The organism is Bradyrhizobium sp. RDI18, assembly GCF_043203335.1.
Lineage (GTDB): Bacteria > Pseudomonadota > Alphaproteobacteria > Rhizobiales > Xanthobacteraceae > Bradyrhizobium > Bradyrhizobium retamae.
The window spans coordinates 6849042-6871952 of the sequence record NZ_JBICRN010000008.1 but is presented as its reverse complement, the minus strand read 5'-3'; the positions used below and the strand labels follow the sequence as shown (position 1 = coordinate 6871952).

27 protein-coding genes and 1 pseudogene are annotated in these 22911 nt (G+C 57.4%); 17 read left to right on the top strand and 11 right to left on the bottom strand.

What is annotated here, in order from left to right; genetic code table 11:
• Positions 1-361: 361 nt before the first annotated feature.
• Positions 362-2131, top strand: a complete 1770-nt coding sequence (locus ACFXS9_RS42170) for a Wzz/FepE/Etk N-terminal domain-containing protein (RefSeq protein ID WP_392699441.1) — start codon at positions 362-364, stop codon at positions 2129-2131.
• Here the strand turns inward: ACFXS9_RS42170 and ACFXS9_RS42165 are convergent.
• Positions 2064-3431 (bottom strand): polysaccharide biosynthesis/export family protein, encoded by a 1368-nt coding sequence (locus tag ACFXS9_RS42165; RefSeq protein ID WP_392699439.1) that lies wholly within the window; start codon positions 3429-3431, stop codon positions 2064-2066. The genes ACFXS9_RS42170 and ACFXS9_RS42165 overlap by 68 nt on opposite strands.
• 480 nt (positions 3432-3911) lie before the next feature.
• On the opposite strand from ACFXS9_RS42165, the gene ACFXS9_RS42160 reads away from it, so the two are divergent.
• The 4 genes from ACFXS9_RS42160 to ACFXS9_RS42145 all read left to right on the top strand — a co-directional run bounded on the left by ACFXS9_RS42160 (position 3912) and on the right by ACFXS9_RS42145 (position 8473).
• A complete protein-coding gene (locus ACFXS9_RS42160; protein WP_392700311.1) occupies positions 3912-4988 on the top strand; it encodes a glycosyltransferase in 1077 nt (358 codons plus the stop codon).
• 356 nt (positions 4989-5344) lie between these two features.
• Positions 5345-6487, top strand: a complete 1143-nt coding sequence (locus ACFXS9_RS42155; protein WP_392700310.1) for a DNA topoisomerase IB — start codon at positions 5345-5347, stop codon at positions 6485-6487.
• A 952-nt stretch (positions 6488-7439) separates the two neighbouring features.
• On the top strand, positions 7440-7619 hold the full coding sequence (locus ACFXS9_RS42150; RefSeq protein ID WP_065727470.1) for a hypothetical protein: 180 nt from the start codon (positions 7440-7442) through the stop codon (positions 7617-7619).
• Positions 7620-7981: 362 nt separating this feature from the next.
• Entirely contained in the window at positions 7982-8473 is a 492-nt protein-coding gene (locus ACFXS9_RS42145; protein WP_392700308.1) for a hypothetical protein, read from the top strand.
• Positions 8474-8570: 97 nt separating this feature from the next.
• On the opposite strand, the gene ACFXS9_RS42140 is transcribed toward ACFXS9_RS42145, so the two are convergent.
• The 5 genes from ACFXS9_RS42140 to ACFXS9_RS42120 all read right to left on the bottom strand — a co-directional run bounded on the left by ACFXS9_RS42140 (position 8571) and on the right by ACFXS9_RS42120 (position 12212).
• Positions 8571-8897 carry a hypothetical protein gene (locus ACFXS9_RS42140; RefSeq protein ID WP_392699437.1) on the bottom strand — a complete coding sequence of 109 codons (327 nt, stop codon included), beginning with the start codon at positions 8895-8897 and terminating at the stop codon, positions 8571-8573.
• 326 nt (positions 8898-9223) lie between these two features.
• On the bottom strand, positions 9224-10084 hold the full coding sequence (locus tag ACFXS9_RS42135; protein WP_392699435.1) for a DUF1259 domain-containing protein: 861 nt from the start codon (positions 10082-10084) through the stop codon (positions 9224-9226).
• Positions 10085-10339, bottom strand: a complete 255-nt coding sequence (locus ACFXS9_RS42130) for a hypothetical protein (protein WP_392699433.1) — start codon at positions 10337-10339, stop codon at positions 10085-10087.
• Between the two features lie 530 nt (positions 10340-10869).
• Positions 10870-11118, bottom strand: coding sequence for a hypothetical protein (locus ACFXS9_RS42125; RefSeq protein WP_392699431.1), 249 nt, complete (start codon positions 11116-11118; stop codon positions 10870-10872).
• An 863-nt stretch (positions 11119-11981) separates the two neighbouring features.
• Positions 11982-12212, bottom strand: coding sequence for a hypothetical protein (locus ACFXS9_RS42120; RefSeq protein ID WP_392699429.1), 231 nt, complete (start codon positions 12210-12212; stop codon positions 11982-11984).
• 441 nt (positions 12213-12653) lie between these two features.
• Between ACFXS9_RS42120 and ACFXS9_RS42115 the strand changes: the two are divergent.
• The 5 genes and pseudogenes from ACFXS9_RS42115 to ACFXS9_RS42095 all read left to right on the top strand — a co-directional run bounded on the left by ACFXS9_RS42115 (position 12654) and on the right by ACFXS9_RS42095 (position 15192).
• Positions 12654-13348: pseudogene (locus tag ACFXS9_RS42115) on the top strand (SOS response-associated peptidase).
• Between the two features lie 19 nt (positions 13349-13367).
• Positions 13368-13781 (top strand): hypothetical protein, encoded by a 414-nt coding sequence (locus ACFXS9_RS42110; protein WP_392699427.1) that lies wholly within the window; start codon positions 13368-13370, stop codon positions 13779-13781.
• Between the two features lie 28 nt (positions 13782-13809).
• Complete coding sequence (gene ligD / locus ACFXS9_RS42105) at positions 13810-14718, top strand: non-homologous end-joining DNA ligase (RefSeq protein ID WP_392699425.1); 909 nt, start codon at positions 13810-13812, stop codon at positions 14716-14718.
• Positions 14718-14888: a hypothetical protein gene (locus tag ACFXS9_RS42100; RefSeq protein ID WP_392699423.1), complete on the top strand. Its 171-nt coding sequence runs from the start codon at positions 14718-14720 to the stop codon at positions 14886-14888. The genes ligD and ACFXS9_RS42100 overlap by 1 nt, the downstream gene beginning before the upstream one ends.
• Before the next feature lie 25 nt (positions 14889-14913).
• A complete protein-coding gene (locus tag ACFXS9_RS42095) occupies positions 14914-15192 on the top strand; it encodes a hypothetical protein (RefSeq protein WP_392699421.1) in 279 nt (92 codons plus the stop codon).
• Between the two features lie 394 nt (positions 15193-15586).
• Here ACFXS9_RS42095 and ACFXS9_RS42090 read toward each other — a convergent pair whose 3' ends face one another.
• The 3 genes from ACFXS9_RS42090 to ACFXS9_RS42080 are packed head-to-tail and all read right to left on the bottom strand — an operon-like array spanning position 15587 to position 16153.
• On the bottom strand, positions 15587-15700 hold the full coding sequence (locus tag ACFXS9_RS42090; RefSeq protein WP_392700306.1) for a hypothetical protein: 114 nt from the start codon (positions 15698-15700) through the stop codon (positions 15587-15589).
• Positions 15679-16005, bottom strand: a complete 327-nt coding sequence (locus tag ACFXS9_RS42085; protein ID WP_392700372.1) for a hypothetical protein — start codon at positions 16003-16005, stop codon at positions 15679-15681. The genes ACFXS9_RS42090 and ACFXS9_RS42085 overlap by 22 nt, the downstream gene beginning before the upstream one ends.
• Positions 15926-16153: a hypothetical protein gene (locus ACFXS9_RS42080; RefSeq protein ID WP_392699419.1), complete on the bottom strand. Its 228-nt coding sequence runs from the start codon at positions 16151-16153 to the stop codon at positions 15926-15928. The genes ACFXS9_RS42085 and ACFXS9_RS42080 overlap by 80 nt, the downstream gene beginning before the upstream one ends.
• 417 nt (positions 16154-16570) lie before the next feature.
• On the opposite strand from ACFXS9_RS42080, the gene ACFXS9_RS42075 reads away from it, so the two are divergent.
• The 3 genes from ACFXS9_RS42075 (at position 16571) to ACFXS9_RS42065 (ending at position 18303) form a co-directional block, all read left to right on the top strand.
• A complete protein-coding gene (locus ACFXS9_RS42075; RefSeq protein ID WP_392699417.1) occupies positions 16571-16816 on the top strand; it encodes a hypothetical protein in 246 nt (81 codons plus the stop codon).
• Positions 16817-17414: 598 nt separating this feature from the next.
• Positions 17415-17783: a hypothetical protein gene (locus tag ACFXS9_RS42070; RefSeq protein ID WP_392699415.1), complete on the top strand. Its 369-nt coding sequence runs from the start codon at positions 17415-17417 to the stop codon at positions 17781-17783.
• 163 nt (positions 17784-17946) lie between these two features.
• Positions 17947-18303 carry a hypothetical protein gene (locus ACFXS9_RS42065; protein ID WP_392699413.1) on the top strand — a complete coding sequence of 119 codons (357 nt, stop codon included), beginning with the start codon at positions 17947-17949 and terminating at the stop codon, positions 18301-18303.
• 436 nt (positions 18304-18739) lie between these two features.
• Here ACFXS9_RS42065 and ACFXS9_RS42060 read toward each other — a convergent pair whose 3' ends face one another.
• On the bottom strand, positions 18740-19135 hold the full coding sequence (locus ACFXS9_RS42060; protein ID WP_392699411.1) for a cupin domain-containing protein: 396 nt from the start codon (positions 19133-19135) through the stop codon (positions 18740-18742).
• 325 nt (positions 19136-19460) lie between these two features.
• On the opposite strand from ACFXS9_RS42060, the gene ACFXS9_RS42055 reads away from it, so the two are divergent.
• Positions 19461-19847 (top strand): response regulator, encoded by a 387-nt coding sequence (locus tag ACFXS9_RS42055; protein ID WP_392699409.1) that lies wholly within the window; start codon positions 19461-19463, stop codon positions 19845-19847.
• 304 nt (positions 19848-20151) lie between these two features.
• The gene (locus tag ACFXS9_RS42050; RefSeq protein ID WP_392699407.1) at positions 20152-20346 is read left to right on the top strand and encodes a hypothetical protein; all 195 of its coding nucleotides are present in this window, start codon (positions 20152-20154) and stop codon (positions 20344-20346) included.
• 1087 nt (positions 20347-21433) lie between these two features.
• Here ACFXS9_RS42050 and ACFXS9_RS42045 read toward each other — a convergent pair.
• Complete coding sequence (locus ACFXS9_RS42045) at positions 21434-21637, bottom strand: cold-shock protein (protein WP_213256470.1); 204 nt, start codon at positions 21635-21637, stop codon at positions 21434-21436.
• A 399-nt stretch (positions 21638-22036) separates the two neighbouring features.
• Here ACFXS9_RS42045 and ACFXS9_RS42040 point away from each other — a divergent pair, with 399 nt between their 5' ends.
• A complete protein-coding gene (locus tag ACFXS9_RS42040; RefSeq protein ID WP_392699405.1) occupies positions 22037-22231 on the top strand; it encodes a hypothetical protein in 195 nt (64 codons plus the stop codon).
• 61 nt (positions 22232-22292) lie between these two features.
• Positions 22293-22712 carry a hypothetical protein gene (locus tag ACFXS9_RS42035; RefSeq protein ID WP_392699403.1) on the top strand — a complete coding sequence of 140 codons (420 nt, stop codon included), beginning with the start codon at positions 22293-22295 and terminating at the stop codon, positions 22710-22712.
• Positions 22713-22911: the final 199 nt, after the last annotated feature.

The following is a 22911-nucleotide window of genomic DNA, read 5'->3' as shown; positions in this document are numbered from 1 at the left end:
AGCGAAGGCCCGGCACGCTCCTCTTTCCTACGAAAGGACGCGAAGCGCTCGGGCGCTGAATCGCATTCGCCGTTCAAAATTGGGACCCGTTCACGACGGGTGTTCGCGGAGCTTTTCCGCCAGCTCATGCACGAGAAATGCAAAGGAAGCTTGCACTGTCATACTCATCCGATTGCCCCCCTGGGGCCGCCACACACTTAGCACCAGATGCACCCAACGTCTTCGTTTCAGCGCCTCCTTTTCCTTCGGCAATATCGGACGATCGCGCGCCCATCATTGGGACTATATCACGCGGAACATTAGAGCTTGAAGTGCGTTAATGTTAAACTGTAGTCTGCGTCCTTTGGCGTTTTGGCTCCAAATGTATCAACCCGACAAGTCGACACCTCTGCTCGGGGAGGTGGAACAAGTACCCGCTGTTCCAGCAGAGAGCCTCACATCTGGTGTCGCATTCATCCGCCACAACCTGCGACTGATCCTGACATTTCTTGCCCTGAGCATCGCATCATCCGCAGGTTATCTTCTCTTTGCTGCCCCCCGCTTTACTGCGGAGGCCGTTTTATACATCGAGAAGCCGCAAATCCGCCCTGTTCAACTGGAGTCCGCTAGCAGCGACAATTCTGTCGATTCTAAAACGGTCGACAGCCAAGTCGAGATTCTGAGATCAGATGCAATCGCGATGTCAGTTGTCAAAACGCTTCAACTGGCGGAGAATGCGGCTTTCATAGGTACGAGGACCGCAGGTTTGACTGCCGAACAGGACGCGATGCGCGTCCTGCGACGAAATCTATCCGTGTCGCGGGTCGGCCTTTCTGCGGTGATCAAGATCAACTTTACCGATACTGATCCTCGGCAAGCTGCCCAAATTGCGAATGCCGTTACTGCCGCGTACATCGAAAATCGGATCAATGCCACAAATCAGGCTCTAGATGCCGCCACCAATTGGCTGGAAGCTCGGCTGCGTGACCTCGAGAAGAAGGCAGCCGATGCAGAGAAGCAAGTCCAAGAATTTCAAGCAAAGAATGAAATCGACGAGCAGGCAAAGCTGAGCGAGCTTCGGGCAAACGCAAGGACGTACCGAAAGCTCCACGACAGCTTTGTCCAGCGCTACGCTGAAGCGGGTCAGCAAAAGTCGTTCCAGTTCGCCGAGGGTCAAGTCGTCAGTCCAGCTCTGCCGCCAGCATTCAAGAGCAAGCCGAATGCTGTTCTCGTGCTTTCGATTGCCGTATTCGGCGGACTTTGCATGGGTCTTGGGGTTGCGGCCTGGCGGGAACTGTCGGATCGGACGTTCCGGTCGCCCGAGGACGTTGCAGAACGCCTAAAGATCGACTGTCTCGGCGCGCTCGAATGGATTCGAGAACCGCGTTTGACCTTGCGCGCGCGGCTTCGGAACAAATCTGCCGATCCCAAACTCATACAGTCGGACAACCTCTTCTCGTATGTACTGACAAATCCGACATCGCATTTCGCCGAAACACTCCGCTCGACAAGGCTCTCCTGCGATCTTCTCCTGCCGCAACAGTCGTCGAGGATTGTCGGCTTCACATCTGCGCTCGACAGAGAAGGCAAGTCGACCGTTGCCGCGAATTTTGCGCAGCTCGTCTCGCGTGCGGGACGCAGAGTACTGCTCATTGATGCAGACTTTCGCAAGAGGACCCTGTCCCGCTCCCTGGCTCCGCGTGCGTTGAAGGGCTGGTGTGACTTGGTCCTTGCGCACGCCGGCGCCGAGGAAGTCCTTCGGATCAGTCGCACGAGTAAGATGCATTTCTTCCCTCTCCTGGAAATGCCCGAACCATTCGAATCGACGGAATTTCTGGCGTTGGACAGCGTCCGCACGATGTTTGACGTGTTACGACAGCAATACGATTATATCGTCGTGGATTTGCCGTCCCTTGCCCCAGTTATAGAGGTCCGGGCTTCAACCATGACGATCGACGCCTACGTCCTTGTAGTGGAATGGGGCAAGACCTCGAGCGAGACTGTGCAATGCGCTTTGGCGTCAGCCCATGTGCATCACAAGCTACTCGGTGCGATCCTGAACAAGACCGACCTTCGCTCAAGTGCTATTTCTGTACACCGACGGCGTCCTTTTGACCTTCGTCGCGCGCTGCGGGTGATCCAGAATCGGTGAATTTGGGGAGACCTTCCAATCGCAGTCGCACCTCAACAACGTCGCCGGGCATCAGCCTCGTCTCTTCGTTGGCAGTCATGTTGCCGGATGCGTCGTTGGTGTTTCTGTACACTTTGATATCTGGCTCACCACCGGCTCCGCGGGCGAGTTGAGATCGCACCACACCCGCGTACAACAATTTGTCGCCGACCGCCTGGAGTCGAGCCCGAATCGTGGCGAGTCGAACGTTGGCGTCCTGCAGTTTTGCCAGCAGATTGTCCTGTCTCTGGTCCTGCATGCGTTCCAATCGTCTGGCGAATTCGCTCCGCTCACGCTGCACCTGGTCTATCAGCGCGGTCGTCTGAAGCACCCGGGTGGCTGAAAACAGCGTCAGTCGGCGCACGTCCGAGAGCCGGGTCATGGGCACCAGCCCTTTGCTAAAACTGGTCTGGAGCTCCTTGAGCTCGGCAGCATCAGTGTCCGCGTTCTTCTGTTCCGTCTCTCGTTGACGCTCAAGCGTTACGATCCGGCCATCCTCCTGCTGGACAGCGTTCTCGAGATATTGTTTCTCCTTTTGATGATCGGAATTGTCGACACTGAGCCGTTGCGCCTCGACGTCCACTATCTTCGAGACCATCCCCGAAGGGAGCGGCAGATCGTCCAGGTTCGGCTGTCCGAGCTCGCTCTTACCGTCGAGTTCGGTTTGGAAACGTTCAGCTTGGGCCCGCACCTTAGCAAATTCCGTCCATAGGTCGTAGTAGTCTCCGCGAAAATCCGATGAGTCCAGAAAAGGGTCTCGTCCCCTGAACCGCATTGTGTCAAAGCCCCCCGCAAGCGCGATGGCTTGGCGCACGGTCATTCCTGGCCGATACGCCTGAGCCCCTGGGTTGGCCACGTCGCCGTTGAGGTATATCGGCCGATATTCCGCCACGGTCAAAATAACCTCATCGGGAGACACGGTGATCACATCGTCGCGTGACGTCAAGCGCCCCTGCTGTTCTGGCACCCGAGGGCGAAAAGCCTTGGTTGAAAGTATCGACTTCACTTGTTTGCGCAATTCAGCCACGGTGAGGCCTGCGGCCTTGATATCTCCAATCAATGGAAATGAGGCATGGCCATTCAGATCGATCATGACCCGATGCCGCAAATCCGGAATTCCGACTGCTTGGACCTCGAGCACATCGCCAGGTGACAACAGGTACTCGCCGCGCGCCGCTACCGGGGCAAGCAGGACCGCCGTGACCATCAGCATGACCATCAGGACTCGCTGAGGCTGTGCAGCCGACCCAAACAGGAGCTTGAGCAAGCTCATTGCCTTCATCCTGTCCTCCAACGCGGCCAGGGGGATGCTGCCTGCTACAACGAGGCCACCCCTGGGAAGTTCCCTTGCCAGTATTTCCTTGGAAGCCGGGCGCTCTGTTTTCCATCCCTGTATTCATGCGCAAGCCGCCGCGGGGAGGTTCTCGGTCAGAGGGAACCGATCCCGGTCGCCTCCGTTGTATGCGACAACTCCCGGCAGAGATCCGTGCCTCGGCGGCGCGCGACCAGTTTCGGCCTCCAGTTGTCCCGTGCCACTCAGTATATGTCGGAAACGTACATGTACGCTCCAGCGCAATCAAACGCAATGAGCGGCCGTCGTCTCGGCAGAACGCCTCTCCGCCTCAGAAATGCCGCTGAGGATATTGCCGGACGATTTGCGCATGATGGTTCTCATCGGCCCCTCCGACTCGCATTTCTGTGGGCATACTGGACCGGCTATATCGACTCAACAGTGCAGTACCTTCGGTCCGAGCACCAAGTGATGGTCTTTCGTGCTCGTCAGCAGGGACAAGTCGGCAGTCTGAATGGCCAATACAGATTTGCCGAGGAGAGCTTCGGGCCTGTCGAGGCTGAATTGACCTACGGCGCTGAAATCGACGTCGACGCTCTTGACCATGCGCTGCGTGAGTTCGGGCCGGACGGAATCATCGTTCTGTCGTGGCGCAGGCGCGCGTATCGCCAGTTGATGAAGCGGTGGGCCGGAAGAGCCGTGCGCATCGTGTGTCTCGACAGCCAATGGCGCGGGCATCTGGGAGCTCTGCGGAGCAGGAGCGAGTTTCCGCTTCTCCTTAAACAGTGGGGAGGGCGGGCCCTGCGGCGATACTTCTTCCACACGTTGTTTGAGGGCGCCCTCCTCTCCGGTCCCAAGTATCTCGACGGCCAAGGATGTCCTACAGTGCGGCAGTCGAGACAGATGAAGTTCGCGCTCAAAATGGGCTTTCATCCAGACGACATTTGCGAGGGCTTTGCTGTTTGTGATTGGCACATGCTGGCGCACGGACGGCATCCCGCCAACGCTCGCGAAAGAAAGAGATTCCTATTTGTGGGCCGTTTTGCGCCTGTGAAGGGCGTTTCGATCCTGGTGGAAGCGTATCGGTTGTACGGCCGCCACAGCCCGGAACCCTGGCCTTTGATTGTTGCCGGTGACGGGCCCCTCAAGCATCTTTTTTCCGGAGTGCCTGGAATCCAAGATATCGGTTTCGTCCAGACGAAACAGTTGCCCGAGGTGCTGGCGGAAGCGGCATGCCTCATCCTGCCCAGCATTCTGGAACCGTGGGGTGTCGTGATCCAGGAGGCCGTTTCGGCGGGACTCGGAGTAATCTGTACCGATGAATGCGGAGCCGGAGACGTGTTCGTGCAGCAAGACGTCAACGGATTTATCGTGCCGACCGGCAATGTTGATGCGCTGGCAGGTGCGATGAGGAAGTTTTCCGAATCCGAGGAGTTTCTCGAGCGCGTTCCGAATGCCAGTATCGAGATGTCGAAACGGTTGCTGCCCTCGAGCTTTGCTGAAACCGTCATTCCATTTATTCAAACAAGAAGGCAGTTTATTTCATGAGATTGTGTGTCACGGGTAGTGCGCCGGTTGCGGCGCTCAACCTGTCGACCATTCAAATAGATAGATCGCAGATACGCAGGGTTGCTAGTTCTCTCACAGCATCGAGATAGTCAGCGTCCCGCCAAAGCCTGCCTGCTGGCACGGCACTGCGAAACCGGCAACGGGAAGGCGCGGCGGGCGCCACGGCAGAGCCGGCGACCCAACGAGGCCATAGCTTCAGCGGCGCCCGCTCTTCGGGCCCACCGCTAGACAGTGGCGTTGTCTGACAGCTCATGCCCCTTCTGCCACTACAAAACCTCAAGGAACCCCTTGATCAGAAAGGTTCATTTGGGGGCAAGATAAGAGGCGGTGTGTCGCTGGTCGAGCCACCGGATAGCGCACAGGCGATCGTCGACCCGCGGGATGCCGCCGAATCTGCGGGCCTGAGTTATGTTTCCGACGAACGGCCCGGTATTCGGCGCAAGAAGGCGGGGACGGGATTCAGTTACACACGACCCGACGGCTCGAAGCCCATCGGACCTGACGCGCTGAAGCGGATCAGAGCACTCGCGATCCCGCCCGCCTGGACTGACGTGTGGATCTGTCCGTTTCCGGATGGCCATATCCAAGCAATCGGCCGTGACGCAAAGGGTCGCAAGCAATATCGCTACCATGCGCGCTTCCGCGAGGTGCGGGAAAGCACGAAGTACGGGCATGTGGTCGCATTTGCAGACGCGCTGCCTTCCATTCGGGAAACAGTACGCGAGCACATGGCATTGGGCGGTCTGCCGCGGGAAAAAGTTACGGCAACCGTCGTGCATCTCCTGGAGACCACGTTGATACGTGTAGGGAATGATGATTACGCCAGACAGAACAACAGCTATGGCCTGACCACGCTGAAGAGCCGGCACGTGGCCATCGAGGGAAACGAGGTCCGTTTCCGATTTACCGGTAAAGGCGGCAAACAGTGGTCGCTGCACGTACGAGACCGGCGGCTCGCCAAGATCATTAGGGCCTGTCAGGAGCTCCCCGGGCAGGAGCTCCTTCAGTACATCGATGAACAGGGCAATTGCCAGGATGTCACATCGACTGACGTGAATGAGTATCTCAAGGCAATTACCGGTAAAGACATTACGGCAAAGGATTTCCGAACCTGGGCGGGGACGGTGCTGGCGGCCATGGCCTTGAGCGAACTTGAGAGCTTAGACAGTGCTGCTCAGGCCAAGCGCAATCTTTGCAGCGCGATCGAAAAAGTCTCCGCACGGCTCGGCAACACGCCGACGATCTGCAGGAAGTGCTACATCCATCCGGAAGTGCTGAACGCCTACTTGGACGGAAACCTGGTCCTCGAGATCAAGTTACAAGCCGAGAGCGAGCCTCGGAGCGCTGTCGAAAATTTGAAGCCGGAGGAAGCCGCCGTGCTCGCGTTACTGCGCGGCCGGCTCTCCAAAGAGGCGGAGCAGCCGGAAAACGCTGATCCTAAAGACTCGTATTGCAAGCGGCCGGCGCATGTTGCTTGACTGCTAGTGCCCGGGCCCACCAACGGAGCGCGCAATTGCCACTCTGTCGTTCCCGATTACCTTTGCTGACCTTACTGCTGTCCGGACCTTGGTTTCGGCTTTGCCAGCCGATGCGCCAGCTTCTCATCCTCAAGCTGCTGGATGGGTTGCTGGGTTGACGGTTTGCGCCGCCAATAGCGCCTGCTTCGATGAAGTCGGATGGGCCCTTTGGTTACCTCGTCATCAGCTCCGATGTCGGCTTTGCGCGAATAGGGCTGCGCGCGCCCCATCATGCTTGATTTGACCGAACGCTTGGTGGCGCAGTCGATACATGCAATCGGTCGCCGACGCCAGCGGACTCGTTCGAGGCTTGGAGGTTCCTCGACGAGTCCGCAACCGCCGCCGCTGCATTGCCCTACACACGCGAAGCCTAACCTTCATTCCGGTTGCGTCTGTACGATACTGATCACAACCGAACGGAATCCGCATCGGTGTGGCATTGCGGTTACGCCTCGATAGCTTAGTCATGCAAATCCTCTCTTTGAAGAACGGATGCCGCAACCGCCCTCCGCCGACTTGGCCCGAAGTTCAATTTCGGCAAGCAACTGCGGCTCAACCCCAATTGCCGCGATGAGCTATTTGCGATAGAGCAAATCAAAGATAACCAGCACTATCTTGGTGGATCGCCCTTTCAGTTCGTTTTGCAGATTTGAAAGAATCTCTATTGTCCCGTCTTTAGCGGGTACATTGCTTCGCCATCGATAGTTGGAGGACCCTCAGCTACATGCACGCATCGGATGCAACCGTGTGTACGAGTTCTTCACTCTTGCGGCCCTGAAAGCCCGACGGGCTGATCAATACTCGACCTTGAAATGCAGTTGTTTGGTCAAACTGACCTACTGTGTCTTGGAAGCGCGGTCTGTGTCGGATCATGATAGAACCCCGGCTCCGCCCCGTACGATTTGGAGAAAGAATGGCAAAAGCTAAGAAAGCAGTTCGCCGCGCGTGGACAAAAGACGATGTTCGCACGATGAAGACGATGGCAAAAGCAAAGTCAGGCGTTGCCAAGATCGCAAAGGTGTTGAAGCGGACTCCCGGCGCGACGACTGTTATGGCGGCAAAGCTTGGGATATCCCTATCGATGCGCGACTAAGAACTTGCCCAATTTCAGAAGGTATTTTCTGACCCAACGTCCTGCCCCGATAGTGCTTCATGTTGGCGCAGGATGTATTATTGTGTTGGGACCTCGGGTGGATGATCCGAACACTCGCCCGGGCCGCTCAATCGCTTCTGCCGGTAAGCAGACCAAACCGAAGAGATAGCGCACCTAAGTACAATCGTGCTTCCTGCGACCACTAAGACTTTCGGACCTGAACGTTCAGGCTAACGATGTCAGTTCACCAGGGCACAGCCGACGTCGTTTTCGGGCGCGTCTCGGTCCGTCGAAGGAAGGATCATGATCACCGATACCTTCAATCGCCGAACTATAAACTAATATGGAAGTGGCCCTTGAGCGTGCGTGTTTACTTCTTCCAACGTTTCAGGAACATCGCCGACGATGCGTGGCACATCAGGGCCGGCTCGGCCATCATTGATGGAGAGATCGTCGTTCCAGCCGCGAACGGTACTACGGATTTTTCAATCCTTCAGAACGAACTGAAGGGAAAGTCCACAAAGATCGTCTTGGTCGCTTTCGACCTCCTCTGTCTCAATGGCTATGACCTTCGAAAGCTGCTGCTGCGAGCGCAAGGCGCATCTGAAGAAGACTATCGACGGGACCGACGTCCAGTTCAGCGAAAGCTTCGAAGTCAACGGCAGAAAGATGTTCGAGCTGCGTGCAAGGTGGGGCTGGAAGGCGTCGTCTCGAAGGTCCGTGATAGCCGATACCCTTCCGGCCGTAGCAGGGATTGGGTGAAGAAAACCTGCGCTCAGCGCGAGACGCTGACCTTCGCCGGCTTCGCCCTCGACGGCAACAAATGGGACTGCATCTATATGGGGCCTCGATAAAACTCCTCCTTATGGCCGCGGGGTAATTATCGCATAGATAGGACTCTCGATCTCGATCGGCGTCTTTCGGGCAACTTCGGGGGTGACGATCTCAGGCCTACTCCGGGTTGACTGTTACGACCATGACACCGTCGATCTTGATCAGGAATGTCATTGTCGGCATATCAGATGCCGGAGCCTGCCCGACCGCATGCCAGAACGCCGCGATCTCCTCTTGTGCCGCTAGTCGGGGGACCAGGGCTGAATTTGGCGCGCAGATCGGAGCGCCGTTCGATGTGAGCGCGATAAGATCGGTCCGCAGGTCGGCGTCGCGGCAGATGTCCTGCGCCTCTGCAAGGTCAAGTGCTTCAAAGGCAAGCGTTGGCCTGCGATCGACGTCGAGGACGAACACTTGAAGTGAACCGATTTCCTTCGGCCGCTGCAATGGTCCGCGTGCTGACACCGCAAGAGATCCTCATGATCATCTCTTCCTGTGAGCATAGAATAAGGCTGAGAAAGAGATGTTCCTAGCGGAACAGACCTCTTCCTAGCGGAATCGATCTCGAACGACAGCCATAACCAGTTCGCGGAATCCCGTATCAGGAAACCTCGTTCTAATGTCGGCAAGATCGTTGGATTCGCCTAAAGTCCGGGTTCGCGTGCTGTTGGACGGGCTCCGTCGGCCAAATAACGCTGCATCGTCGGTGCGACGCGTCAGAATACATAGGTTCGGGGGCGCCACAGCGAAAAATCGGAAAAATCATCGAACAATTACAGTGACTTACGGCCCGATTTTCTATTGCACAGTTCGCAAGGGCGGCCTCGGTTCAGCGACCAAGCCGGGTCCGTTCGCCGGCGTTTCGGGACGCCAGCGATCTGCGCTAGTGCCGGACCCGGCAATTTGTGGCCAAAGGTTAGCATCACGCGAACGCCGCGGTCCCGCTCGGTTTCGACGACCAAATCCGTTTTCGTATTCTCGTGCAGCGTCTGCACGATCGGCGATGGCCTCGGCGACTCTATCGGACCGACCGGCGTGAGCTGTATGCCGCCTTCGCTGATCGAATCGCCGCGCGGTACGTTGAACTGATAGACGCCGCCATTGTTCTGGCCCTTGACGCCGATGATCTGGTCGAGTTGCTCAGTATCGAGATCGATCGGCGGCGGCGCGCCGGCCGCAGGCGCGGTAAGCGGCGGCTTGCTGGCTGAAAGCGCATCGCGAATGACCGCCGCAATTTTGACGGGGTCACCATGACCGCCGACATGCATGTAGAAGGTTGCGGGACTGGCGCGTAGCACATGATTGTGCACGGCGGTGATTTCGAGCCCGCCTTCGATCAGTTTGAGCATCACCGGATTGATCTCGGTCTCCAGCAGCACGAGGTCGCCCATTGCCATCACCCGCCGGCTTGAACGCAACCCAGCCGCCCAGCGCCAGCGCCGGTTTGATCGCAACGCAGTCGAGCGTGACTGACAGGTCGGTGCTGGGAATCCGTAGCGGTGCACGTCGCTGGTCACCGCCGCTTTTCTGCCCATGACATCATCGACCTTCTGCCAGCCGATGTCCTGCGACCTTGCCGCCGTACTGAGTGAAACCGCGACGAGCGACGCGGCGAGCCATTTGAGGATGCACATCTATTTGTCCTCCTGGACGAGATTGCCGACAGGCTGGGCGGCATCAGGGGTGAGCAGGTTACCGCTCGCCTGCATCAAGCTCAGCGCCAGCCAAAACCCTTCGCGAACGCTTTCGGGGTCGCCGGAATAGACAAAGGTCGAATCGACGGTGACGGGTTGATGGCTGAGTTGACCGGACGGCGGCACGACAATGTTCGCAAGCTCCGTATCGGAGCTCGACGTCGCAACCGAGATAGGTGGCCTTCGTTCGTGCACGCGCAATCTCCTCGACAAAGCGAGTGCTGCGCAGAGCTTGGACGATCAACGTCTGGGGAGTCTGCATATCCCCGCGGCGGGCATATGGTGTGCTTAGGTCGAAAAGCTGATCGCGGGTCGTCCGGGCATGTCTGTTTTTCCCGATGGTGTTGAAAAACTTCGCTTTGGGTGATGACCAAGACCAAGCCGCCGTCGCGGCTATCGCGGCGCTTGCGAAGACACAATGATTGTTGTCCAAGCGCAGAAAGAAACTGCTAGTTTTCGTCGCGACTATCGACGTGAGCACTTTGCTCTGGCCTCTTTGACGCCTAATCGCGCGCTGTCTGCGTTGTGGTCATATCGTCGCAATTGTCCGCAAGACGCAACAGGCGTCCTTTGATCAATGGGTCCGCCTCCGTCGCAAGTTCCCGGAGGACGCGCGCTCTATTCCTGTAAATCGCTCGTCCACGCTGGGGCGTCCCCTCGAAAAGAGAGGTACATGCCCGCTTTCTCCGACCAATAACAGTAATGTAGATCACATATCCCGTTTTTCACGTAGCGAGGTCGCATTCACTTCTCGCAATGGAAGTTTGTTCTTGCTCGCCAACGCAGACAGTCATGATAGAAGCCCGGCACTGCCCAACATGAATCGGAGTAAGAATGGCAAAAGCTAAGAAAGTAGTTCGCCGCGCGTGGACAAAAGACGATGTTCGGACAATGAAGACGATGGCAAAATCAAAGTCAGGCGTCGCCAAGATCTCAAAGGCGTTGAAGCGAACTCCCGGTGCCACCAGCGTCATGGCTGCAAAACTTGGTGTGTCTCTATCAAGGCGCGTTTAACAAACAGTGCGACGGGGCTGGGGTATGGTCTGTCGCAACTTTCACAATCCTTTAAATAGATCGCGCCACGCGGCTGCACGATTCCTGACGCGACCGCGTGGCCGAATTTGTCGAGCGATTTACTGTTGGTCACGCTGCGCGCGGACTACGGGTGTAGCCTCGCAGTGAGCGCGCGCATGAACTCTTGTTGCGCGCCCGCCCGAGTTCGCATCATACGCCATCCAGCGTCACCTTCGCCGCCGCACTGCGCAAACAGACGATCAGCTGCCCGTTGCGGGTGGTCGCAGACAGAGCCAACAGCGTTGCATCACCGCTCATTACGCGAACGCCCTGCCCGGCTCTCGATGCCTTTTGTCAGTCGACGAGTTGACCCCGTTTTGATCTTGAGAGATCGATCGTACAATAGATCGCGAATGATGAAGCCATATCCTATGTACCCCAGCGAGAAGTTCTGCAGCTGCTGATGCAAGGCGGCTGTGTCGATCCTGAACGAGATCGCCGTTGGAGACAAATTGCTTGGCAACCTAGCAGAGGCGGGCTGGATTGATGGAACGCAAACGTGAGCGATCTCTATCTCATTACTAATGCGGGGCGGACCGCCTTTAGGCACCCGTGCCGCTAAGATAGCGTCGCGGGTTATCGTTCTTCATCAGGATGTACCACTTATAAGGCGCAATCTCCCGCTCCTCGGTCAACCTGATCATCCGAACCGGCGGCTTGTACCGACGTGTGCCGCATGACCGGCATCGGAAGGACTGTTCTCGCTTCCAGATCGGCGTATCACGCGCCCTGCGGATAGCATCAAGCGGCAGGCTTGCCCGTGTCAGCAGCATTCGATCTCTAGCCAGCCGTATCCGCCGTTCAGGCATTGGCGAATCGTTGGGGATGGCCGGGCCGGGCCGCCATAGCCTTCCATGCGGACCGACCATGCTTCTGCCTCGGCTCGATCAGCGGCACGGGCGGCCTTCTTAGCGTTTAGGCGGGCTGTCTGGGCGCGCATATCCGCGCCCATGATCCGGCCGCCCCAGATCACTTCACGCTTCTTCGTGCTCATGGCAGGCCATTACAGCGTCACTGAAGCCGCTGAGCAATCCACAAGACCTAGCCGGCACCGAGCCTCTGCCGCTTTAACTTGGTCACGCTCCTCGCTGCGCTCCCTGCCAGCGGTAAATTAGGAAGGCGCACAACAATGGCTTGGTGTTGCGTTTCGGTAACCTACGCTCTGCTCACAAACGATAAGTTCAGTCGTTTTTGGGAGATAGGCATATGGATGTGTATTTGAACACCAGACGTGATCTGCTCGTTGTGAAGAAGGGATGCCCGATTCCGGCTGTTGCGACGCTGGGAAAATGGCGCAAGAGCAAGAAGAGGGTTGTCAACGTCAGCGATGCGATTAGGTCAGCGCTTCAAAGGCAGGGCTATTACATGCGAAAGCTGAGAGACTCGCATACTGATCGAGGCTAGCGGGAAGCATCTATCGCGGCAGCTCTCCACAATGTGCAATCTCTACAGCATCACCACAAACCAAGAAGCCATCTGCGCGCTCTTCCGCGTCATGAACCGCTATGTCGCCAATCTGCCTCCGATGCCAGGCGTTTTTCCCGATTATCCGGCGCCAGTCGTGCGCAACGCCGGCGCTGAGCGCTAGCTCGTCCTGATGCGCTGGGGAATGCCGCCGCCACCGCAGTTCGCCGGCCCGCCGGTCACCAACATACGCAACACCATCTCGCCGCACTGGCGCGGCTGGCTGCAGCCCGAAAACCGGTGCCTGGTGCCGTTCAACAGCTTCGCTGAATATGCGCCGGAGCCGAACCCGAGACCAAGAAAAAGGACGTCGTCTGGTTCGCCATTAATGACGATCGGCCGCTGACCTGCTTCGCTGGGATCTGGACCGAATTCAAGGGCCAGCGCGGGACGAAATCAAATCCGATTCCCGGTCCGCATAACGTCTACGGCTTTCTCACCACGACGCCGAACGCTGTCGTCGGGCCAATCCATCCCAAGACCATGCCCGTAATCCTGTTGACCGATGAGGAGCGCGACGTCTGGATGCGCGCGCCGTGGGACGAGGCGAAGGCGCTGCAGCGGCCGCAGGCTGACGACGCGATCAGGATCGTCGCTCGCGGCCCAGACAAGGAAGACAAGCCGCCGCATGAAATAAGCTACCGACCGACCTTTTGCCGATCCTGAAAAAGCCGCGCGCCGGCTGATGGAGCACGCGCAGGCCTTCGAACCCATCCAGGATGGCCGTATCTACATAGAGAAGATCAACGGCCCATTCCTGTTCGGCGATAAGGGCACGGCGGCGGAATATCGTGCCGGTCTCGATTACGCGGTCGAGCGCGGCTGGCTCACGCTTCACGAATCGGGACTTTCGTCGCCTTCACATCCGCCGGCGCAGAGCTGTTTGCTTGAACGGGAGAAGGGCAATCCGACCAACGCCGTCACGTCCTCCAGTAGTGACGAAACGTTCCTGCAACGAGCGCGATATGCTCGCAGCGTGAATAGGCACTGGCGTATTTCCGACGTCCGCGGGCGACTTCTTCTTTGCCTTCGCCGTCCCGCAAGAAGAGCCGGGTTCCAGTTTTTCCCGGCCGGAACGATTCGACCTGGGCCAGTTTGAATCACTTTAGCGGTGTGGAGTATTTGGCGTGGCGTTTCAGCGCAAGATCGGCGTAAAGGCGCCCTTCCTCGGATTCGTCGAGCCCGCGCTGGCGGCGTCCATTGAGAAGGTCCCAGGCGACGAGCGCTGGGTCCACGAGATCAAGTTCGACGGTTACCGGGTGCAGGTCCATCTTAGGGATGGCGCGGTCAAGGTCTTCACCAGGCGCGGACACGATTGGACCAAACGCTTTCGCAAGATTGCCGATGACGCATGGCACATTGCCGCCGGCACGGCGATCATCGATGGCGAGGTCGTGGTCCCTTCCGAAAACGGCACCACCGACTTCTCCGTCCTGCAGAACGAACTGAGAGGCAAGTCGACCAAGATTATCCTGGTCGCGTTCGACCTGCTTTACCTCAACCGTTACGATCTGCGGCGGCTGCCGCTAATCGAGCGCAAGGCTCACCTGAAGAAGATCATCGATAGCACCGACATCCAGTTCAGCGAGAGCTTCGAGGTCGACGGACTGGACATGTACGCCCACGCCTGCAAGGTCGGACTGGAGGGCGTAGTCTCGAAAGTGCGCGACAGCGCCTACACTTCCGGCCGAGGTAATAACTGGGTCAAGAAATCCTGCGCCCAGCGCGAGACGCTGACCATCGCCGGCTTCGCGCTCGAAGGCAACAAGTGGGACGGAATTTATGTCGGCCGTCGCAAAGGCAAGGACCTGGTCTATGCCGGTAAAGTCGACCACGGCTTCGACAAGGTGTCGGCCGCCAATCTCCGCAAACGTCTGGCGCCGCTGATCCGCAAAACTCAGCCTTACACCAAGCGCATCGCTCACAAGGGCATCTGGGTGGAGCCGGAGCTGCTCGCAGAGATCGAGTACCGTGCCCAATCAGCCGAGGGCAAGGTGAGGCATCCGTTCTTCAAGGGGCTGCGGGAGGATTTGTGATGGCCCCGGGCGAATGGACACAGACAGAAGTCGAGGACCTCAAAGCGGCAATCAATGATGGTCTCTCAGTCGAGGAAGCGGCGGAAGTTCTCGACCGAGCAGACCGTGTTGATGAGGTAATCAAGACGTGTCGAGAGCTGGGATTGGAGCCGAAAAAGCGCCAATCATAAATGACATCCCGCGGGAGGACCTGCAATGAAGTGGTGTGCGCGCTGCGGCAACTGTCGTTGGGTCTGCGAGGCGCATCCGGACCAGCCGTGGTTAGGCGCGCGCGCCTGTACCTGCGGCGCTGCCGGAGCGCCCTGCCCGGTCTGCAATCAATCCGATGAGTCCACCGCGCCGGATCTTCCCGAGGGATTTCAGGCGGACGTCGAAAGCTCTCGGCAGTTGCCGCGCTACACTGGCGTCGACATGGATGATCCGGACCGGCCGGAGGTCGAGCATCTCGGAACTGTCCTGTCTGCGGCGAGCTGATTGACATGCGCGACCTCGCCCAGGTGAGGGCCCAAAAACCAGACCCAGAGCCGGACAGCACTAGGCGTGAACCCATAATCTGCCGGCCAGGACGGCTCGCCAAAGTCCGTTATGCCCCGATACCAACCAAATTCCGCATCACAGCGAAATGACGCGATGAGCCAACAGGCGGCATTCGAAAACATTAGATACCCTCAGCTGCGACTGCCGGTCCAAAAGTTTCTATGAAGCCGTCGGCTAACCGAAACTCACGGCGTGCCAACAAGACCGAGTTTCTACTTGGCAGGACCCAATAGCCTGTCGTAATGGCGCTTCACCGTCCCGTAGCACTCGCACGTGCCGTCCTGTAGTGCTTCCGCGTCGAGGATCTGGATTTTCCCCCGGGCGCATTTGATTAGACCGGCCGACTGTAGGGTGTGCGTGACGACCGTGACACTTGTGCGCCTGAAACGCCGAGCATTTCCGCTAAATATTCGTGTGTGAAAATTAGAGTGTCGCTGCCCGACAAATCCCTCGCCCGCAGCAGCCAACGGCAAAGACGCGCCTGAATATGGTGTGTGTAGCAAAACAAGCCGCCGACTGCTGCGCCTGAGAATACACGGTCTGCTCATGGCGAATAAGCAGGGACAGCAGTTTGGGACTCTGTAATGCAGCCGACTTCAATCCCTCGATGCTGCAAATGATGATGTCGCCGGGCAACTGGACAATTCCACGGCTAAGAGAAATGCGTCCGTCAAGCGCTGCCGAAGCCCCAACGACGCCCTCCGCGCCGACCATCGCCGCCTCGACCATCTCCCCTGCCTCGAGCGTCACACCACTCCACCCGCCGGAAGTAGACGTGCTTGATCTCCTGTTCTGCCTCGAACAAGACCGAATGCTGCTTGAAAGGTGTGATCTTGAGATAGGGCTCAAGTCGTTTGAAATCGTCTTGGCTGAGTTGGCTGAGTAAAAGATTCTTCATAACGCGCTCCTGAGGACAGGCGGGAGCGCGAAGAACTCTCAGCTATCGGTGCCTTAATGGATATCCGATAATGTCAGCATGGTACGTCATTTACCTGACATAGCCGAGTTTTTTAGTCTCGCTATGTAAGATATCAGACAGACAGCATTCATGACGGTGATTTCAATATACTAGCGAACCGTACCTGATGTGCTGCATCATGAAGCGAAATCGTTCAAAGCTACACTCATTTGAAGATCAGCTTGCGGAAGCAGCAGCCAAGTTCAACGGGCAGGCCAGCAAGTTACGGCCGGGAAAACAACGCGACGAATTGTTGCGGAAGGTCCACCAAATAGACGCGGCTGCGCACCTAAATCCGTGGCTGAAATCTCCCGGCCTTAGATCGCCAAAGTAAAACGGGGCGCAAGGGAGGATCACATGATTACTGATACCTTCGATTCCCGAACTTTAGCTAATATGGAAGTCGCCCTTGAGCGCGGGTGTTTACTTCTTCCAACTGGCGGCGAGGCACACCGGGCGCGTCGGATCATCGCCGCCAAAATAATTGAATGTGCCAATCGTGGTGAGACCACCCTGAGCAGGCTTACTGAGGCCGGATACGCTGCCGCGATGCAATTGAATGCTTCCGGCCAATCCGTCAGGAAAAAAGAGGTCTCCAGCTAAACGTTTTCTTACTCCACTAGATAAATTGGCGACACAATCCACGTAGTAGAGGACGACCAAGGCTCGTCCGCTAGTCAAGAGCGGCGGCAGCGCCCGCTTACGCTGGTCCGTTCATGTCTCGAAAGCGGACCTAAGATAGCCGCTTATCCGGATTCAGCTGCGGATCCTGCTAAGCTCGCAGAGCAACCTATTTCCTCAAACCGTCGGGCCTCAATTGCGTGGATCGTCCCGGCCCGGCCACGAAACACTGCTGCAATGCACGCGAAACCGTTTTTGGAGGCGGCGAAGACGTCCCGCAACGAAGGCCTGATATCAAGGCCTCGATCAACAACGGGGTGCGATCACGTGGAAGCTAATCAGCTTATTTTACCGCGAGTATTGCCGGGCAAGGGTGGCTGAGCTCCGCAGATACGATTTCGCGAAGACCGCCTGAGGCGTTACTAGCGCCCTCGCTACGTTAACATGTTACGCGTGACGAATTTTTGCCTCCAATTCATTTCTCGCGGCTGTCGCTGGTCTTTTGCTGCTCTGCTCTGGCTTGCTTGCCTTGGCGTTCAGCTGAAGGCCTGCCTTGTCGCCATTTGAAAGTCTTTTGCGAATGACCGAGGCTGACTTCAACAAATTGTGGAACCTCGTTCCCGTTGGAGAAGCCAATGCAGCGCGGGCAAGCACAATTTGGAAACGTCTCGACATGTACGCGCGCTCTACGGTCCAACATCAGCTGAGTTGGATGGCGGACGCAGGTCACATTTGCCGGCTGTCGCGCTGTATGCCGATGGGCGGTGACGTGCGGCTGTACTATCGAATGCAAACGAATGACGCGGCTTATCAATGTCTATCGCTCAAGCCTTTGCAGGCGCCACCCGCCCACATTGACGCTCCGGCAGCATCATCGCCCATCGGCCAGCATACGCTGACCACCGCGCCGTCCGCTCCCAAGAACGGACATCGGCGACAGCGGATGTGATGTACGCTGAGTGCCATCTGAAATTGACTATCGGCGAGTCACCTTAGAGGCGATGTTGTTACTCCTCAGGCGTGGCCTAGGGGCGCATAAAAGCGGGATGGACGAGACCCCCGCCGTGCTATTGATGTCCTTTGTCACCTGCACGGGCTTGGGAAGGTGAGAAATGGCTATCTTTCTACATCTACAAACCCACACGATGGGGCCGAAAGAGGTTAGCCGTATTATGGAAGCTTACGACCGCGCATTACGGGTCCTCTGCGTTAAGGATCGCGACGATCCCCTGACGGAAATAATCGCGAAGAAGATCATCAAGATCGCGCAGGCCGGTATCAAAGACCCTGCACAGATTTCGGCCCTGGCGATCAAGAGCTGGAAAGTCGGTAAAGGGCCGCCTTCAGTTGGCGGCCTGTCAATTAGCTCGTACGGGCGGCCTTCGTTGGCAGCCTCTCGCCCTGTTTCTCGTGCCGCGATTCAAGGGATTTATTATGGGTTGCTGTTAGCCTTTTGCCATTGCAGATAGGTCGCGACGAGCGGCGGCGAATTCCGAAATGCATTAACCCGAGTTGCTCAGGGGCTTCGTGATTGTAGCCCTTGTGCAGCTTGGTGTATCACAGGTGGATCAGTATCCCACCCATGGCCGGTATACCGACGGGGCCTTGTCGATGCTGCGACAAATCAGGCACTCGTTTGGCGTTTGAGACGGCCGGACGCCCTTTGCAAAGGGCGCTTCCCGGCACGTCGCGCCAGCGTCGGTTACCGATACGGTGACGGCAGCCCAGTGCCGACCCGCCCCGCGCGTCGCGCATTCAGACCGAAACATTTCTTACGCAAGCGAATTTACTCTTGGGTTTCGGGGCTTCGCGAAATTGCGAGGCTACAATGCGTTCTTATCGCCAGCCGGTGGTGCGCCAGTTGAATGAGGCAGCCTCTGAAATCCGCTGGCGTCGAAACGAAGCCTAAGGTTTCCTAAATGGCTGGATCAGCGGCTTGTCCTTCTCAACGATGAAGGCGTTCATAGTCTTTGTCATCGGTGCTGCATTCTTAGACTCGTGGACTACACCAGCAGGTACATGCCAGGACTCTCCAGCATTGTACGTCTTCGCTTCATTGTCGCCTTGCTTTACAGTGTAGGAGCCCTCAATCACCGTGCCATATTCATCGCCCAAATGGGTGTGCGGCGGCGTACCCGTTCCACTTGGCCATTCAATGCTGAGAAAGACGAACTCCTTGTCCGGCTGCCCAGAAACAGGAGACTTCATCAAAGGTGTTACCTTGGGAGTAGGCTGTTGTTGCGCGTAGGCTACAGAGCAGAGCATCAAAACGCTCACCGCAACCGCACTGAATGTTTTCATTGAATTACCCCCTCTCTAGGTTTTGGGGCTCAATCATCCTGCTTGATAGTGAGAGCGTCAATGGAATCGGCTGCCGGCCCGCCTTAGTCAAACTGGCCCACTACCCTCCAGCCCACGTTTTTCTTGCCGTCGCCGCCCTGGGAACTGTAGTTCTGATCGAGATCGGGACGGTCATAGTCTTGGGGCTGATCTGAAAAGATCACCGCTGAGAGCGCAGGCCGACCGCGCGCGATTGCCCTCCGCCCCAGTTATGTCCGCTTTTTTGAACCAAGGGCACCCCGACCCATACATACATTGACGGTTCTCAAGCGCGCCGGGGAAAATCGTGGCCGAGCTGCCTCTAATTCTCGTCATTGAGGACGAATATCCGGTGCAGGGCATAGTTGAAGATGCGCTCACCGAAGGCGGTTTTGAAACCGATATTCTCTCCTCAGCGGAAGAAGCCCTGACCCTGTTCAAGAGCGGGCGCAAAAACTACAAGGCGCTCGTCACCGACGTTAGCTTGAAGGGCAGCTTGAGCGGTTGGGAGGTCGCGAGACAGATCAGGGAAAAAGTCCCTGCCTTACCGGTCATCTACATGACGGGAGCGGCTGCGGACGAATGGACGTCGCAAGGAGTCCCCAACAGCATCCTCCTGCAAAAGCCGTTCGCGCCCGCTCAGCTCGTCACCGCCGTTTCCATTCTGCTCAATACGGGCAGCCCTACAACGTAGAGCCCAGCAACACCCCGGTCGCTTGAGCGAACCGGGGTGCGGGGGCTGGCAAGGTGATGCGGTACGGCAATGTTCCGGCACCACCGCCTGATTAGATACCCGTTGCTTGGGCACGTCTGCCCGGCAGGTGGCGCTCGTACAGTTCGCGCCCCGCTGACCGAGATGGCGATGACTGTCGCGAAGAGGCACCCCTCTTATAGTGCCTTACATAAACCAGTGGCCCGATTCATGCTTGACCCCGGGGCGCGAGCGCAGGAGATTTCTGCTTTTCAGCACCAATTTTGAGCTATTGTTAGGAGGCAACATGATTGACGAGAATCTTGCTCGGCTTCGAACACATCACGGCAACATTCAGCGCTATCGCCAACTGCTAGAATCCAGCCTGACGGATCTCGAACGACAGTTTATTGCCAAGCGCCTTGCGGAAGAACAGTCGGCCATCGAAACGCTCTCTGCGACGATGCCGGCAACCCCATCCAAGAACCCACACACAGCCTAACAGTAAGCCTTAAAAGCGGCCCGGCGCACGACAGGTTTCCGGACAACATGCGCCGAGCCGACCACCACGGTCACCCACCGGAATGGCTTGTTCAGCGTGTGTGTGATTCTTGGCAAAATTGGGCGCCATGCAGAAACCCGCCGGGTTGAGATCGGCGGATTTCCGTACTCCCGCGGGGGGCTTGGGGGCTTTCCGCGATTAAGCCATGCGTAGCAATCCGTGATTAACAACTTATTAGGATTGCAGTTTCACAGGCCGTGCAGCTGGTGGTCGGTGTCATAGCCCTGTGGCACGGGACCTGCAGTGTATGAAGCGCTGGGGATTTCAGTGTCCCAGTTTAGGAATAAGCGCCGCCGGGCATGCCATTTTGATCCCGGCGGCGTGTCTCTTTGGGAACCTGCACTCTCAGGAAAAGATTGGTAATTGCCGCCGAATGGCCGTCTGCTTACTCCGACATAACAGCGGGATTGCCGGCCTAGCCGGAATTCTCTGGCGCTGTTTTGGCTCGCTTGGGGATTGAATGGCCATGCACTTCAGCCGCGTTGTTCCCGCGACAAGAGAGCTAAAGATATGGAGCGCGAGCGAGCGCGGCTTCTCATTTGTCATCAGTAACGAGAGTAGCAGTGGTCCTGGACTCCACGGGAAGCCTGGCTTTGTAGCTTCTTGTCGCCCCATCAATATCAACCAGCCTACTATCAGGGTGGGCGGATCACCCTTCAAGACGTTCGCCGAAGCTGAGAAGGCCTGCGAGGCCATGTTGGAGCACCTGACCAGATAGCTTCGGCTTTGGCGCACCCGGGTGCTGCTTGGAAGCGAGCAAAGCGGTGACCGGTCTATACATCAGTATCATTGAAGGGTCGGGCGTGATCGGTTTTATGGTGCCGCAAGGGTCCTTGATGGGCCACCGGGCCTTAAGGGCTCGCGCGCTTGTCATCCACCTCGTTTGCGTACCCCTGCCGACTTCACCGGCAGGGGTTTGCGTTTGTGGTCCCTGCATCCAGAACCCACGTAGCAGCCGCTGGTGACCCATGGTTAGCCGACATCGTGGGTCCGCGGGGATAATCGCCATGAGCCAGCTGACTCGAATTCACCCGACTCTTAGATTTTCCGCGGACGTTTTGCCCCGGTTGCTCATTTCTTCATAGCTCACCTTGGCACCCTCATTGAGGCTGCTCAGGCCGGCTTTCTCAACAGCTGAAATGTGCACGAAAACATCCTTGCCGCCGCTGTCGGGCTGGATAAACCCAAATCCCTTAGTTGCGTTGAACCACTTTACCGTACCTGTCGCCACTGTCCGCACTCCCTTTTGAACCAGTGGGCGACAGCTTAGGTCGCCTGGGCAGTACACCGCAAGAGAAACCCGCCGGCGTGAATCGGCGGGCTTTGTTGTCTACGCGCTCAGGTCCGGCCGCGGCCGGACCAGCGTCACCAGGAGGAGTGGAGCTAGAGCATGGAGTATCGAGGCTTCGAGATTAGTGGTCCAGGGCATCGACAGAAAGTGGAAATGGTCTGTCCGGCTTCAGGAGAGGCGCCGGCACGGCGAGGCGCGCGTCCGGGATCACGCCATCACAGCGGCGAAGACGGCAATTGATCGCGCCCTTGAACCCAAGAAGCTGCGACTGCAGCCGCGGTAACGCTTGCAGGTTTCGGTCCTATCGGGAGACGAGGCTTTTCGCGACAGGGGCCTATCATGTTGGACGACGAATTTAAGAAACAGCGCGCCCAAACTGTACGCGATCTTGCAGAGAAAGCCGACCCATTCATCAAAAGGCGGCTTCTTGATCTCGCAGCGAGATATGAAGACAACGGCCGGCTCTCTCATCTCAGTAACACGCCAAACGACCTGCAGTTCGTTAGCCAGAGCAACGACGGTTCGGAGCGATAAGCCGGCGGGCCGCGGCGACGCCCCTGCCCGCTAGTATGACTGGGTTGAAGGCGACGGGAAAATGAGCGCAGCGGACAAACTTCACCAATTCGGAGAAATGTTAGCCGCGGCCTCGTCTAGAAGCCGCTCGCAAGCTGATTCCACCGTGGCCGAACCTTCACAAACCAATCCAAGTGCCACAGAAGACACTACCGCTGACTATACCGCGGTAAAGCTTGAATCTGCCGTGGCTACACCTACTACTGAGGCTGAGCGCGAACACGAAGCCGCGACAACAAATCAACCACTGTCCCCATTAGCCGGTATAGATTTAGACACGGCCATTCGCTTCCGCTGGGCGCTGCGCGATATCAAAGCCAAGCGGACAAAATTAACGCCAGCTAATCCTGATGATCTAAAAACATTGATTGAAATGGGCCTCGTCGAAACACGCGACGACGTGCCCGTGCTTACCAACGAAGGTCATCGAGCGCTCGATTAGGACCCGGCCTTTGCCTCGCGGCAACGAAGGCGAAGGAGAAATGAACCAGTTGGAGCCTAGGACTACGTCTGCAGAGTGGCTTCGGTATGATGCCGCTGCCATCTTCTCAACGTCGGCACATCGCTACCTTAGCGTCACGTTTAGATTGTTGAGTGCGGCCCGTACTCCTACGCCTAGACGAGTTAAGCCTCAATTAGCC